Origin of the sequence: Subtercola sp. Z020 (genome assembly GCF_002931235.1) — a bacterium.
In the GTDB taxonomy this organism is placed as follows: domain Bacteria; phylum Actinomycetota; class Actinomycetes; order Actinomycetales; family Microbacteriaceae; genus Subtercola.
Map to the genome: position 1 here is coordinate 1 of NZ_PSTT01000069.1, position 13563 is coordinate 13563.

A 13563-nucleotide genomic window follows, 5' to 3' on the forward strand; every position below is an offset into this window, starting at 1 on the left:
CTCGCGGGCGGGGGGGTCAGACGCGCCGGGTGGCGTCCTGCACCTCGCCGACGAGCTCCTCGATCACGTCTTCGAGGAAGAGCACGCCCGTCGTCTCCCCCGCCCGCGAGAACGCCCGCGCGACATGGGCTCCGGTGCGGCGCATCGTCGCGAGCGCGTCTTCCAGCTCCGTGCCGTCGTAGATCGACGCCAGCAGCCGGATGCGCTTCGCCGGCACCGGCTCGTCGAACTCGTCGTCGTCGAGGTCGATCACGTCTTTCAGGTGCAGGTAGCCGATCGGGTCGCCCGCGGCATCCACCATCACATAGCGCGAGAAGCCGTACTTCGCGACCGCCCGCTCGATGTCGGCGGGCGTCGCCGTGCGGCCGATGGTGACGAGCCGGTCGAGCGGCAGCGCCACCGACGCGACCGTCTTCTCGGTGAACTCGAACGCGGCGTGAAGTGCCCCCGAGTTGTCGTCGAGCACACCCTCGCGCGTCGACTGGGCCACGATGTTCGACACCTCGTCGAGGGTGAACGAGCTGGCCGCCTCGTTCTTCGGCTCGATTCCGAACAGCCGAACGGCCCCGTTCGCCGTCGCATTCAGCGCCACGATCACGAACCGGAAGATGCGCGCCACCCAGACGAGCGGCGGCGCCAGCAGCAGCACCGCACGGTCGGGCACCGAGAACGACAGGTTCTTCGGCACCATCTCGCCGATCACGACATGAAGGAACGACACCAGCACCAGGGTGATGACGAACGCCACGCCCGTGATCAGGTCTTCCGACCAGCCGGTGAGGTGCAGCGGCACCTCCAACAGGTGGTGGATCGCCGGCTCCGACACGTTCAGGATGAGCAGGGAGGCGACGGTGATTCCGAGCTGGCTGGTCGCCAGCATGAGGGTGGCGTGCTCCATCGCCCAGAGCGCCGTCTTGGCGCGCTGCATCCCGCCCTCGGCGAGGGGTTCGATCTGCGAGCGGCGCGCGGAGATGACGGCGAACTCCGCCGCCACGAAGAAGGCGTTCACGAGCAGCAGCACGAACAGCCAGACGATCCCGATCCAGTCGGACATCAGCGCTCACCCCCGTCACGGAGGCCGGCGGGCGACGAGGCGTCGAGCACGGCCGCGGCCTCGTCGGCCACCGACCCCCGGCCGGTTCCGGTCAGCTCGTCGACCGACTCGGTGCGCAGCAGCTCGGCGTTCAGTGTCTCTGCTCCCCCGGCCGACCCCTCGAGGGGTTCGCTGGGAGTGGGGGTGAACCGGATGCGGTCGATGCGCCGGCCGTCCATCCGTTCGACCCGCAGCACGCCGTCGGGCAGCTGCACCGTGTCGTCGATGACGGGCAGCCGACCGAGTTCGCTCATCACGAAACCGGCCACGGTCTCGTAGGGGCCGTCTTCGGGCACGTGCACTCCGGCTCTGTCGAGGAGTTCGTCGGGGCGCAGCTGCCCCGGGAACGAGATGGTGTTGCGGCTCCGGATGACGCCCGCACGGGTGCGGTCGTGCTCGTCGTCGAGCTCGCCGACGAGTTCTTCGACGAGGTCTTCGAGGGTGACGACGCCGGCGGTTCCGCCGTACTCGTCCATCACGATCGCCATCTGGTAGCCCTTGCCGCGCAGCTCACCGAGCAGCAGGTCGAGCTTCATCGTCTCGGGCACCCGGAGCGGTTCGCTCAGCAGCGCGACGACAGGCACGTCGGCGCGCTTGCTGCGCGGAACGGAGACGGCCTGCTTGACGTGCGCGACGCCGACGACATCGTCGATCGACTCGTCGACGATCGGGAAGCGGCTGTATCCCGTCGACTTCGCCAGGTCGACGAGGTGCTGCGCGGAGTCCGTGCGCTTCAGAGCCGCGATGCGCGGCCGCGGCGTCATCACGTCGGAGGCGTCGTGACCGGAGAAGAGCAGCGTGCGGTTCAGCAGCGTGGCCGTGTCGACGTCGAGGCTGCCCTCGAGGGCCGAGCGGCGCACGAGCGACGAGAGCTCCTCGGCGGTGCGGGCACCCGACAGCTCCTCCTTCGGCTCGATGCCGAACCCGCGGATGATCGCGTTCGCCGAGTTGTTCAGCAGCAGCACCGCCGGGCGGAAGACCGTCGTGAACAACCGCTGGAACGGGATGACGAGCTTCGCGGTCTGGATCGGCAGGGCGAGCGCGAAGTTCTTCGGCACGAGCTCGCCGACGATCATCGAGAGCAGGGTCGCGATCACGACAGCGACGATCGACGAGATGACGGTCGAGACACCGCCGTCGATGCCGACCGCATCGAACAGGGGCCGCAGGAGACCCGCGAAGGCCGGCTCCATCGTGTAACCGGTGAGCAGGGTGGTGAGCGTGATGCCGAGCTGCGCACTCGAGAGATGTGTCGACGTGATCTTCAGCGCCGAGATGGTCTGGCCGAGACCCTTCTCGCCGCGCTCCTGCCGGCCTTCGAGGTCGGAGCGGTCGAGGTTGACCAGCGAGAACTCGCTCGCCACGAAGAATCCCGTTCCGACCGTGAGAACCAGGCCGACGGCGAGCAGGATGAGCTCAGAGCCCATGCTTCTCACCCCGCGATACGAGAACGACGGGAGCCGAGACGGTCAGGACAGAGGGTGAGGGAGGGTCATCCATGAGTACCCACAATCATACCGGTGACCCACCGACGTTCCTGAGAGATCTACCAAGAAACGGGGAGGGCCTTGCCCTCCTCGTACCCGGCCGCCGACTGGATGCCCACCCGCGCCCGATCGTGGAACTCCTCCACCGAGCGCGCCCCCGCATACGTGAACGAACTGCGCACCCCCGAGGTGATCATGTCGAGCAGATCCTCCACAGACGGGCGCAGCGGATCGAGGTAGATCATGCTCGATGAAATCCCCTCGGCGAACAGCTGCTTGCGGGCGAGGTCGTAGGCCCCGAGCCGCCCGAACCGGTCGGTGACCGCCTTCGCCGACGCCATGCCGTAGTTTTCCTTGTAGAGCCGGCCCGCGGCATCCCGTCGCAGCACGCCGGGCGCCTCGATCGTGCCGGCGAACCACGAGCCGATCATCACGGATGCCGCCCCCGCCGCGAGCGCGAGCGCGACGTCACGCGGGTAGCGCACTCCCCCGTCGGCCCAGACGTGGGCGCCGTAGAGCGTCGCGGCGGCGGCCGTCTCGAGCACCGCGGAGAACTGCGGGCGCCCGACGGCGGTCATCATGCGCGTCGTGCACATGGCTCCGGGGCCGACGCCCACCTTGATGATGTCCGCGCCCGCCTGCGCCAGGTCGCGAACGCCCTCGACCGTCACCACGTTGCCCGCCACGATCGGCAGCGCGAGGCCGGCCGCCCGCACGGCCCGGATCGCGGCGACCATCCCGTCCTGGTGCCCGTGCGCCGTGTCGAGCACGAGCACGTCGACGCCGGCCGCGGCCAGCGCCTTCGCCTTCGCCGCGACGTCGCCGTTGATGCCCACCGCAGCGGCCACGCGCAGCCGGCCGTGGGCATCCATCGCCGGCGTGTAGATCGTCGAACGCAGCGCGCCGGTGCGACTCAGCGTGCCGATGACGCGCCCGTGCCTCGTCACCGGGGCGAAGTCGAGCTCGGCCGCGACCATGGCGTCGAACGCCTCCCGGGGTGTCGAGAAGTCGTCGGCTGCGAGCGAGGTCAGCGGCCCGTGCAGCAGGTCGCCGAGCTTCGCATCCGGCAGGGCGGAAGCGAGCCGCAGGGCAGGGATGCAGCCGAGGTACTCGCCGCGCTCGTCGTGCACCACGATGCCCTGGCCGGCGACGGCGGGCAGCACCGTCAGCGCCTCCTCGACCGTCGCCGAGGGCGCGAAGTCGAAGGGGGTGTCGAACTCGACCGACTGGGCTTTGACCCAGCGGATCGCGGCGTCGAGATCCTGCAGGTGCATGTCCTGGGGCAGCACGCCGAGGCCGCCGCGCCGGGCGAGCGTGGCGGCCAGGCGAGGGCCCGTCACCGAGTTCATGTTGGCGGCGACGAGAGGGATGGTCGCCCCCGTTCCGTCTCCGGGCGCCAGCGAGACGTCGAGCCGGCTGGTGACGCTCGACCTGCGCGGAACGAGAAAGACGTCAGAGTAGGTGAGGTCGGTGTGCGAGGGGGCGCTGAGGAACTCCATGGCCCCCACGGTAGACCCGTTGGGTGACCGAACTCCCGGCCGGAGGGTTTAAGCTGGATGAGCACGTGTCGGCGCGTGACTAACGCTGCGCAGCTGTCAGGCACGTCATCCATACGTGACAACGGAGAGTGGGCGATCGGCTGTGTCAAGCCAGTTGACCGGAACGGGAACTGACGACGGTTCGTCGGGCGAATTCGGAGCGAACGAGTGGCTCGTCGATGAGCTGTATGAGCAATACCTCGTCGACAAGAACTCTGTCGACGAGTCGTGGTGGTCGATTCTCGAGAACTACAGGCCGAGCGGTTCGGGCGAGGCCGGGCAGGGCGACCAGGCTTCGCAGGGTGACTCGCAGGCCGAGCAGGCTTCGCAGGCCGAGCCCACAGCAGCAGCCGTGAACGACGCCGGCGCACCCAGCGATGCGTCGACCGGCGAGGCGCAGATCCCCGACGAGATCCCGGCTCAGGATGCCGCGGCCCCCGCTGCCCCGACCGAGACGTCCACGGTCGCCGCCCAGCCCGCCGCTCCCGCCACCCAGCCCGTCGCCCGCACCACCTCGCGCGAGCCGAGCCCCCAGCCGATCCCGGCAGAGGCCACCGTGCGTGCCCAGTCCGACGACGATGCCGCCGAGCAGGACAAGGTCACCCCGCTCCGCGGCCCGGCCAAGTCGCTCGCCACGAACATGGATGCGAGCCTGTCGATGCCGACGGCCACCAGCGTCCGCAGCATCCCCGCGAAGCTCCTCATCGACAACCGCATCGTCATCAACTCGAACCTCAAGCGCGCCCGCGGCGGCAAGGTCTCGTTCACCCACCTCATCGGCTGGGCCCTCGTGCAGGTGCTGAAGGAGTTCCCGAGCCAGAACGTCTACTACGACGTGCAGAACGACAAGCCGGTCGTCGTCTCCCCGGCACACATCGGGCTCGGCATCGCCATCGACATGCCGAAGCCCGACGGCACCCGGTCGCTGGTCGTGCCGGCCATCAAGCGCGCCGACACGATGCACTTCGGCGAGTTCCTCGCCGCCTACGACGAGCTCGTCGCGAAAGCCCGCGGCGGCAAGCTGACCGCGGCCGACTTCCAGGGTGCGACCATCTCGCTCACCAACCCGGGCGGCATCGGAACGGTGCACTCGATCCCACGGCTCATGAAGGGTTCCGGCGCCATCATCGGTGCCGGCGCCCTCGAGTACCCGGCCGAGTTCTCGGGCGCCTCGACGAAGACGCTGACCGACCTCGGTATCGGCAAGATCATCACCCTCACGAGCACCTACGACCACCGCGTCATCCAGGGCGCCGGATCCGGTGAGTTCCTCAAGAAGGTGCACGAGCTGCTCATCGGTGAGCGCAACTTCTACGAGAACATCTTCGCCGAGCTGCGCATCCCGTACGTGCCGATCCACTGGCACTCCGACATCAGCGTCGACGTGAGCGATGCGGTCAACAAGACCGCCCGCGTGCAGGAGCTGATCAACTCGTTCCGCGTGCGCGGCCACCTGATGGCCGACATCGACCCGCTCGAGTACAAGCAGCGCACTCACCCCGACCTCGACATCGAGAGCCACGGCCTGACCCTGTGGGACCTCGACAGGGAGTTCGTCACGGGTGGGCTCGGCGGCAAGCCGACGCTTCTGCTCCGCGACATCCTCGGCATCCTGCGCGACGCCTACTGCCGGAAGACCGGCATCGAGTACATGCACATCCAGGATCCCGAGCAGCGCAAGTGGATCCAGGAGAAGATCGAGCGCCCATACGCGAAGCCCACGCACGACGAGCAGATGCGCATCCTGTCGAAGCTCAACGAGTCCGAAGCGTTCGAGACCTTCCTGCAGACCAAGTACGTCGGCCAGAAGCGCTTCAGCCTCGAGGGCGGCGAGTCGACGATCGCGCTGCTCGACGCCGTGCTGCAGGCCTCTGCAGACGAGGGCCTCGACGAGGTGGCCATCGGCATGGCGCACCGCGGCCGCCTGAACGTGCTGACGAACATCGCCGGCAAGACCTACGGCCAGATCTTCCGTGAGTTCGAGGGCACCCAGGACCCGCGCACCGTGCAGGGCTCGGGTGACGTCAAGTACCACCTCGGCACAGAGGGCACCTTCACCGGCACCGGCGGCGAGGAGATCCCCGTCTACATCGCCGCGAACCCCTCGCACCTCGAGGCCGTCGACGGTGTGCTCGAAGGCATCGTGCGCGCGAAGCAGGACAGGAAGCCGAAGGGCACCTACTCCACGCTGCCGATCCTCGTGCACGGCGACGCGGCGATGGCCGGCCAGGGAATCGTCTACGAGACCTTCCAGATGGAGAAGCTCCGCGGGTACAAGATCGGCGGAACGATCCACGTCAACATCAACAACCAGGTCGGCTTCACGACCCGGCCGAGCGACTCCCGCTCGTCGGTCTACTCGACCGACGTGGCCAAGTCGATCCAGGCGCCGATCTTCCACGTGAACGGCGACGACCCCGAGTCGGTCGTGCGTGTCGCGCAGCTGGCGTTCGAGTACCGCCAGCGCTTCCACGCCGACGTCGTGATCGACCTGATCTGCTACCGCCGCCGCGGGCACAACGAGGGCGACGACCCCTCGATGACCCAGCCGCTGATGTACAACCTGATCGAGGCCAAGCGCTCGGTGCGAAAGCTCTACACCGAGTCGCTGATCGGCCGCGGCGACATCAGCCAGGAGGAGTACGAAGCCGCGCACCGCGACTTCCAGGACCGCCTCGAGCGCGCGTTCGCCGAGACGCACGCGGCGCAGACCTCCTCCATCCCGATCATCACCGACGACATGAACGCGGTCAGCGACCTCGAGCGCCCCGAGGCGCAGCAGGCCGACGACAGCGGTGCAGGTGAGCCGGAGACCACCGGCGTGCCGGCCTCGACCGTCGCCCTCATCGGCGACGCGTTCAACAACCCGCCCGCCGGCTTCACCGTGCACCCGAAACTGCAGCAGCTGCTGCAGAAGCGGGTCGAGATGAGCCGCGCAGGCGGTATCGACTGGGCGTTCGGCGAACTCCTGGCGCTCGGCTCGCTGCTGCTCGAGGGCACCCCGGTGCGTTTCTCCGGGCAGGACACCAGGCGCGGCACCTTCGTGCAGCGCCACGCCGTGCTGCACGACCGCGACAACGGCCAGGAGTGGTTGCCGCTCGTCAACCTCAGCGACAGCCAGGCCCGCTTCTGGATCTACGACTCGCTGCTGAGCGAATACGCGGCCATGGGCTTCGAGTACGGCTACTCGGTCGAGCGCCCCGACGCGCTCGTGCTCTGGGAGGCCCAGTTCGGCGACTTCGCCAACGGCGCCCAGATCATCATCGACGAGTTCATCTCGTCGGCCGAGCAGAAGTGGGGCCAGCGCTCGTCGCTGGTGCTGCTGCTGCCGCACGGCTACGAAGGCCAGGGCCCCGACCACTCGTCGGCCCGCATCGAGCGCTACCTGCAGCTCTGTGCCGAGAACAACATGACCGTCGCGCGGCCGTCGACGCCCGCGTCGTACTTCCACCTGCTGCGTCGCCAGGCCTACGCCCGCCCGCGCCGGCCGCTGGTCGTCTTCACCCCGAAGGCGATGCTGCGACTGCGTGGTGCGACGAGTTCGGTCGACGAACTGACGGCGGGCCGGTTCGAGCCGGTTCTGGATGATCCCCGAACCACGGGCGGCATCGACAAGTCGGGCGTGAAGCGCGTTCTGCTGATGGCGGGCAAGATCTACTACGACCTGCTCAACGAGCTTCAGAAGGCGCCCAATGACGAGATCGCGCTGGTGCGGCTGGAGCAGTACTACCCGCTCCCCGCAGCCGAACTCAACGAGGTCATCGCGTCGTACCCGAACGCCGAGATCGTCTGGGTGCAGGACGAACCGCAGAACCAGGGCGCATGGCCCTTCGTGTGCCTCGAGCTGGCCTCGCGCCTGCCCGCGGGTCGCACGGTGCGGGTCACCTCCCGGGCGGCGGCGGCCTCCCCCGCCGCCGGCTCCGCGAAGCGTCACGCCCGCGAGCAGGCAGAACTGCTGCAGCGCGCGCTCACCCTGTAGCCCGGCCCGCCGGCTCCCCCCGGAGCCCGCGCGAACGCGAAGAGGCCCCGCCCACCCTCGAGGTGGTGCGGGGCCTCTCTTGTGTGCGGCCCTCTCGGGCGCGGCATGGCGCTCGTAGCCGAGGATGAGCCGGTCAATGCCCGTCCCAGCCGGCCCATCTGCCGCGTCATCCTCGGTTGCTAGGGGCGGAGAGGTGCGTAACGGGGCGGCGGGTGCCGGGCCGCCGGCGCGGCGGCCCGCAGCGCGCTAGTGCGTGCTCTGGATCTGGCGGATGCTGAAGAGCACCTGGTCGCGCAGCTGCTCGGGCGCGACCTCCTTGCAGGCGCGCTGCACGGCCTCCGTCAGCACGACGCCGATGTGCAGCTCCGACGAGCAGTCGCTGCAGTTCGCGATGTGCTCGCGGATGTCGGCGGCGTCGTGGCTCTCGAGTTCGTTGTGCAGGAACTCCTCGAGCTCTGCCTTCGCTTTGGTGCAGCCGCAGTCAGTCATTTCGTGCGTCCCTTCGGTGCGTCTGTGGCGGCGACCGGGATGCCCCGGCCCTCCGCGTATTCGGTCAGCAGACCGCGGAGGAGTCGTCGGCCACGGTGCAGGCGACTCATCACGGTTCCGACCGGGGTCTTCATGATGTCGGCGATCTCCTGGTAGGAGAAACCCTCGACGTCGGCCAGGTAGACGGCCAGACGGAAGTCTTCGGGAATGCTCTGCAGGGCATCCTTCACCGCGCTGTCGGGCAGGTGGTCGATCGCCTCGGCCTCGGCCGAGCGGGATGAGGTGCCCGTCGCTGTGGCCGACTCGGCGTTGCCCAGCTGCCAGTCCTCGAGGTCGCTCGTGGTGCCTTGGTAGGGGTCGCGCTGCTTCTTGCGGTACACGTTGATGAACGTGTTGGTGAGGATGCGGTAGAGCCACGCCTTCAGGTTCGTGCCCTGCTCGAACTGCGCGAAGGCGGCATACGCCTTCACGAACGTCTCCTGCACCAGGTCTTGGGCGTCGGCCGGGTTACGGGTCATGCGGAGCGCTGCACCGTACAGCTGGTCGAGGAACGGGATCGCCTGTTCCTCGAAGAGCGCGCGCGGGTCGGTGTTCCCTCGGTGGTCAGTAACAGATGTCATCACCGGCAAGTCTACGATGCGGGGCCGTTCGATCAGTGTTGCTGCACTTCCCATCACACGGCCTCCTTCTCGAATGTGTTCAATCGCCGATACTCTGGACAACTGATGCTGATCTCGAGATATTCCGCCCCCGACTTCAACCCGTACGGCGATTCCGCCCCCGTCGAACCGAACCGCGACTGGGCTGCTCCCCGGGCCCGCGGCCCGCTGGCCGCCACCGTGTCGCTCCCGGGTTCGAAGAGCCTCACGAACCGCGAGCTCGTTCTGGCAGCCCTCGCCGACGGCCCCTCGCGCCTCAGCGCCCCCCTGCATTCCCGCGACACCACGCTGATGGCCGACGCACTGCGCTCGTTCGGCGTCACCATCGACGAGGTCGAGGCCCCCGCGGCATCCCGTGCCACCGGCTCCGCGGGCCGCTTCGGCGCCGACTGGCTCGTCACCCCCGCACCCGAACTGCTCGGCAGCACCACGGTCGACTGCGGCCTCGCCGGCACCGTCATGCGCTTCCTGCCCCCGGTCGCCGCCCTGGCGCTCGGCCCCGTCGTCTTCGACGGTGACGAGGGCGCCCGCCGCCGCCCGATGGCGACCACCATCTCGTCGCTCGGCGCACTCGGCGTCGACATCAGCGCAGACGGCCGCCAGAACCTCCCCTTCACCGTCTACGGCACGGGCAGCGTCGCGGGCGGCGAGATCACGATCGACGCCTCGTCGTCGTCGCAGTTCGTCTCGGGCCTGCTGCTCGCCGCCGCCCGCTTCGAGAACGGCCTGACCCTCCGCCACGAGGGCGAGCGCCTGCCGAGCCTGCCGCACATCGAGATGACGATCGAGACCCTGGCTGCCCGGGGGGTCACCGTCACGTCGCCCGAACCGGGTGTGTGGGAGGTGTCGCCCGGCCCGATCCGCGCCCTCGATGTGGCGATCGAGCCCGACCTCTCGAACGCTGCACCGTTCCTCGCCGCCGCCCTCGTCGCGGGCGGCTCCGTCACGTTCGCAGGCTGGCCCGCCCGCACCACCCAGGTGGGAGCGCACCTGGCCGAGCTGCTGCCGCTGTTCGGCGCCAGCGTCAGCCGGGAGGGCGACCGACTGACCGTGACCGGTGGGCCGAGCATCCACGGCGTCGATCTCGACCTGTCGGCGGGCGGCGAACTGGCCCCGGCCATCGTGGCCATCGCGGCTCTCGCCGACTCGCCCAGCACCATCACGGGCATCGGGCACATCCGGCACCACGAGACCGACCGCCTCGCAGCCCTCGCGGCCGAGATCAACGGCCTCGGCGGCGCGGTCACCGAACTCGACGACGGCCTGCGCATCGAGCCCCGACCGCTCAGCGGCGGCGTCTGGCACACCTACGACGATCACCGCATGGCGCACGCCGGCGCGATCATCGGGCTCGCCGTCGACAGCGTGGTCGTCGAGAACATCGCCACGACCGCCAAGACGCTGCCCGAGTTCGCCGAGCTGTGGGAGGGCCTGGTGCACGGCGAGCCCGGGCAACGCGCGGTCACGAGCGTGGAGCTGCCCGCGTGAGCTGGTGGAGCGACGGCGTCGACGACGAGCCCGAGGAGTTCGACGAATTCGATGAGGCGAGCATCCGCATCCGGCCGAACCCGAAGGGCAACCGCCCGCGCACGAAACAGCGCCCGGAACACGCCGACGCCGAGCACGGGCGGGTTCTGAGCGTCGACCGGGGCCGGTTCGGCGTTCTCGTGCGGGAGAACGCGGCTGACGAAGCCGTGATCACCGCGTCGCGCGCACGCGAACTCGGCCGGCTCGGCATCGTCACCGGTGACACCGTGCACCTCGTGGGCGACACCAGCGGCGCCGAGGGTTCCCTCGCCCGCATTGTGCGGGTGGATGAGCGCACCACCCTCCTGCGGCGGAGCGCCGACGACTCCGACGCCGTCGAACGCGTCATCGTGGCGAACGCCGACCAGATGCTGATCGTCGTCGCCGCAGCGAACCCCGAGCCCCGGGCCAACCTGATCGACCGCTACCTCATCGCCGCCTTTGACGCGGGCCTCGCCCCGATCCTCTGCATCACCAAGACCGACGTCGCCGACCCGACGGACTTCCTCGAGCAGTTCGACTGCTTCGACCTCGAGATCATCATGGGCGCGAAAGACGACTTTCCGCTCGAGGCCCTCAAGGCGCTGCTCGTCGGGCACACGACGGTGACCGTCGGGCACTCCGGTGTCGGCAAGTCGACCCTCGTGAACGCACTGGTTCCGGGAACGGATCGGGCCGTCGGCCGCGTGAACGATGTGACGGGGCGCGGCCGCCACACCTCCTCGTCGACCGTCTGCCTGCGCGTGCGCGACGTGAACGGTGACCCGGGCTGGATCATCGACACCCCGGGTGTGCGCTCCTTCGGCCTCGGCCACGTCGAGCCAGCCAACATTCTGAAGTCGTTCGCGAACTACGCGATCCCGGCCGCCACCCTGCCGAAGGCCGCGGGCGGTATCGAGCTCAGCCAGGCGCACGACTGGGAGATCGTCGACCGCGTCGAAGCGGGCGAGCTCGGCGAGAGCGGCAAGGCGCGTCTCGAATCGCTGCAGAAGATCATCCAGACCCTCGAGAAGTAGGCTGGGCGGGTGACTGCACCCGCCGACGCTGCCCCCTCCTCCCCCACGCTCGCCGACGATCTGGCGCTGGCGCTGCGCCTCGCCGACGCCGCAGACGACGTCTCACTCAGCCGGTTCAGGGCGCTCGACCTGGTGGTCGAGCAGAAGCCCGACCGCACGCCGGTGACGGATGCCGACCGGGCGGTCGAACGGTCGATCCGCGACGGTCTCGCGGCGGAGCGGCCGACCGACGCGATCCTCGGCGAGGAGTACGGCACGGCGGGCGACTCGCGCCGGCAGTGGATCATCGACCCGATCGACGGAACCGCGAACTTCCTGCGGGGGGTGCCTGTGTGGGCCACGCTGATCGCGCTGGTGGTCGATGGGGTGGCCGTGGTCGGCGTCGTCAGTTCACCGGCCCTGCAGAAGCGCTGGTGGGCATCCCGCGCAGGCGGCGCCTGGCTGAGCGAGGAGGGCGCCGCACCCCGCCGACTCAGTGTGTCGAAGGTCGCCGACCTGGCAGACGCATCGATCAGCTACAACTCGTTGAAGGGGTGGGACGAAGCGGGCCGTCTCGATGCACTGCTCCGCCTCTCCCGCGCGGTCTGGCGCACCCGCGCGTACGGCGAGATGTGGTCGTACATGATGGTGGCGGAGGGCCTGGTCGACGTGGCCGGCGAATACGACCTGCAGCCCTACGACGTGGCCGCGCTCATCCCCATCGTCGAAGAGGCCGGCGGCCGGTTCACAGGACTCGCCGGTGAAGACGCGCTCTGGGCCGGGAGTGCGCTGGCAACCAACGGCAGCCTGCACATTCCCACCGTGGCGGTTCTCTCCGAAAGCTAGGCTTGCCGCATGTCACGTATCTACGAGAACATCACCGACCTCGTCGGGCACACCCCGCTCGTTCGCGTCAACCGCCTCACAGAGGGTGTCGACGCCACCATCCTCGCCAAGCTCGAGTTCTACAATCCCGCCAACAGCGTGAAAGACCGCATCGGCGTCGCCATCATCGATGCCGCTGAGAAGGCCGGCGCGCTGAAACCCGGCGGAACCATCGTCGAGGGCACGAGCGGCAACACCGGCATCGCGCTCGCAATGGTGGGCGCCGCCCGCGGGTACCGCGTCATCCTCACCATGCCCGAGACGATGAGCATGGAGCGCCGCGTGCTGCTGCGCGCCTACGGAGCAGAGCTGGTGCTGACCCCCGGCCCCGACGGCATGCGCGGCGCGGTCGAGACCGCCGTGCAGATCGCCGCAGAGACCGAGGGCGCCATCCTCGCCCGCCAGTTCGAGAACGAGGCCAACCCCGCGATCCACTTCGCGACCACCGGCCCCGAAGTGTGGGAGGACACCGACGGCGCCGTCGACATCTTCATCGCAGGCATCGGCACCGGCGGCACGATCACGGGCGTCGGGCACTACCTGCGGGAGAAGAACCCCGACATCCAGATCATCGGCGTCGAACCCAAAGACAGCCCGATCCTGAACGGTGGGGCCCCCGGACCGCACAAGATCCAGGGCATCGGTGCGAACTTCGTGCCCGCCCTGCTCGACACGGAGGTCTACGACGAGGTCATCGATGTGACGCTCGACGACTCCATCCGCCTCTCCCGGCAGATGGCCACCGACGAGGGCATCCTGGCCGGCATCTCCTCCGGCGCGATCATGTGGGCCGCACTCGAGGTCGCGAAGCGCCCCGAGAACGCCGGCAAGACGATCGTGGTCATCGTCTGCGACTTCGGCGAGCGCTACGTGTCGTCGGTGCTGTACGACGACATTCGCGGCTGACGGCC

Annotated in this window: 10 protein-coding genes; 5 read left to right on the forward strand and 5 right to left on the reverse strand. The window is 69.0% G+C overall.

Annotation, left to right across the window (positions count from 1 at the left end):
* Positions 1–16 precede the first annotated feature (16 nt).
* The 3 genes from C5B96_RS08765 to C5B96_RS08775 form a co-directional block, all read right to left on the reverse strand.
* Positions 17–1054 (reverse strand): hemolysin family protein, encoded by a 1038-nt coding sequence (locus C5B96_RS08765; RefSeq protein WP_104244974.1) that lies wholly within the window; start codon positions 1052–1054, stop codon positions 17–19.
* Positions 1054–2520, reverse strand: coding sequence for a hemolysin family protein (locus C5B96_RS08770; RefSeq protein WP_104244976.1), 1467 nt, complete (start codon positions 2518–2520; stop codon positions 1054–1056). The genes C5B96_RS08765 and C5B96_RS08770 overlap by 1 nt, the downstream gene beginning before the upstream one ends.
* 119 nt (positions 2521–2639) lie before the next feature.
* Entirely contained in the window at positions 2640–4079 is a 1440-nt protein-coding gene (locus C5B96_RS08775; RefSeq protein ID WP_104244978.1) for a GuaB1 family IMP dehydrogenase-related protein, read from the reverse strand.
* 142 nt (positions 4080–4221) lie between these two features.
* Between C5B96_RS08775 and C5B96_RS08780 the strand changes: the two genes are divergently transcribed.
* On the forward strand, positions 4222–8097 hold the full coding sequence (locus C5B96_RS08780) for a multifunctional oxoglutarate decarboxylase/oxoglutarate dehydrogenase thiamine pyrophosphate-binding subunit/dihydrolipoyllysine-residue succinyltransferase subunit (protein WP_104244980.1): 3876 nt from the start codon (positions 4222–4224) through the stop codon (positions 8095–8097).
* A 246-nt stretch (positions 8098–8343) separates the two neighbouring features.
* Here the strand turns inward: C5B96_RS08780 and C5B96_RS08785 are convergent, their stop codons facing one another.
* The gene (locus C5B96_RS08785) at positions 8344–8586 is read right to left on the reverse strand and encodes a zf-HC2 domain-containing protein (protein WP_104244982.1); all 243 of its coding nucleotides are present in this window, start codon (positions 8584–8586) and stop codon (positions 8344–8346) included.
* Entirely contained in the window at positions 8583–9206 is a 624-nt protein-coding gene (locus C5B96_RS08790) for a sigma-70 family RNA polymerase sigma factor (protein WP_199176603.1), read from the reverse strand. The genes C5B96_RS08785 and C5B96_RS08790 overlap by 4 nt, the downstream gene beginning before the upstream one ends.
* Before the next feature lie 105 nt (positions 9207–9311).
* On the opposite strand from C5B96_RS08790, the gene aroA reads away from it, so the two are divergent.
* Genes aroA through cysK form a run of 4 tightly spaced genes read left to right on the forward strand, consistent with a single transcriptional unit; the run spans position 9312 to position 13558 of the window.
* Positions 9312–10733, forward strand: a complete 1422-nt coding sequence (aroA, locus tag C5B96_RS08795; RefSeq protein WP_104244986.1) for a 3-phosphoshikimate 1-carboxyvinyltransferase — start codon at positions 9312–9314, stop codon at positions 10731–10733.
* On the forward strand, positions 10730–11788 hold the full coding sequence (rsgA, locus tag C5B96_RS08800) for a ribosome small subunit-dependent GTPase A (RefSeq protein WP_104244988.1): 1059 nt from the start codon (positions 10730–10732) through the stop codon (positions 11786–11788). The genes aroA and rsgA overlap by 4 nt, the downstream gene beginning before the upstream one ends.
* A gap of 9 nt (positions 11789–11797) precedes the next feature.
* Positions 11798–12613 (forward strand): histidinol-phosphatase, encoded by an 816-nt coding sequence (gene hisN / locus C5B96_RS08805; protein WP_104244990.1) that lies wholly within the window; start codon positions 11798–11800, stop codon positions 12611–12613.
* 9 nt (positions 12614–12622) lie between these two features.
* Positions 12623–13558 (forward strand): cysteine synthase A, encoded by a 936-nt coding sequence (cysK, locus tag C5B96_RS08810; RefSeq protein WP_104244992.1) that lies wholly within the window; start codon positions 12623–12625, stop codon positions 13556–13558.
* The last annotated feature ends 5 nt before the right edge of the window (positions 13559–13563 follow it).

Coding starts and splice junctions, on each gene's coding strand:
- C5B96_RS08765 (WP_104244974.1), bottom strand. CDS start 1,054: ATGTCCGACTGGATCGGGATCGTCTGGCTGTTCGTGCTGCTGCTCGTG.
- C5B96_RS08770 (WP_104244976.1), bottom strand. CDS start 2,520: ATGGGCTCTGAGCTCATCCTGCTCGCCGTCGGCCTGGTTCTCACGGTC.
- C5B96_RS08775 (WP_104244978.1), bottom strand. CDS start 4,079: ATGGAGTTCCTCAGCGCCCCCTCGCACACCGACCTCACCTACTCTGAC.
- C5B96_RS08785 (WP_104244982.1), bottom strand. CDS start 8,586: ATGACTGACTGCGGCTGCACCAAAGCGAAGGCAGAGCTCGAGGAGTTC.
- C5B96_RS08790 (WP_199176603.1), bottom strand. CDS start 9,206: ATGACATCTGTTACTGACCACCGAGGGAACACCGACCCGCGCGCGCTC.
- aroA (WP_104244986.1), top strand. CDS start 9,312: ATGCTGATCTCGAGATATTCCGCCCCCGACTTCAACCCGTACGGCGAT.
- cysK (WP_104244992.1), top strand. CDS start 12,623: ATGTCACGTATCTACGAGAACATCACCGACCTCGTCGGGCACACCCCG.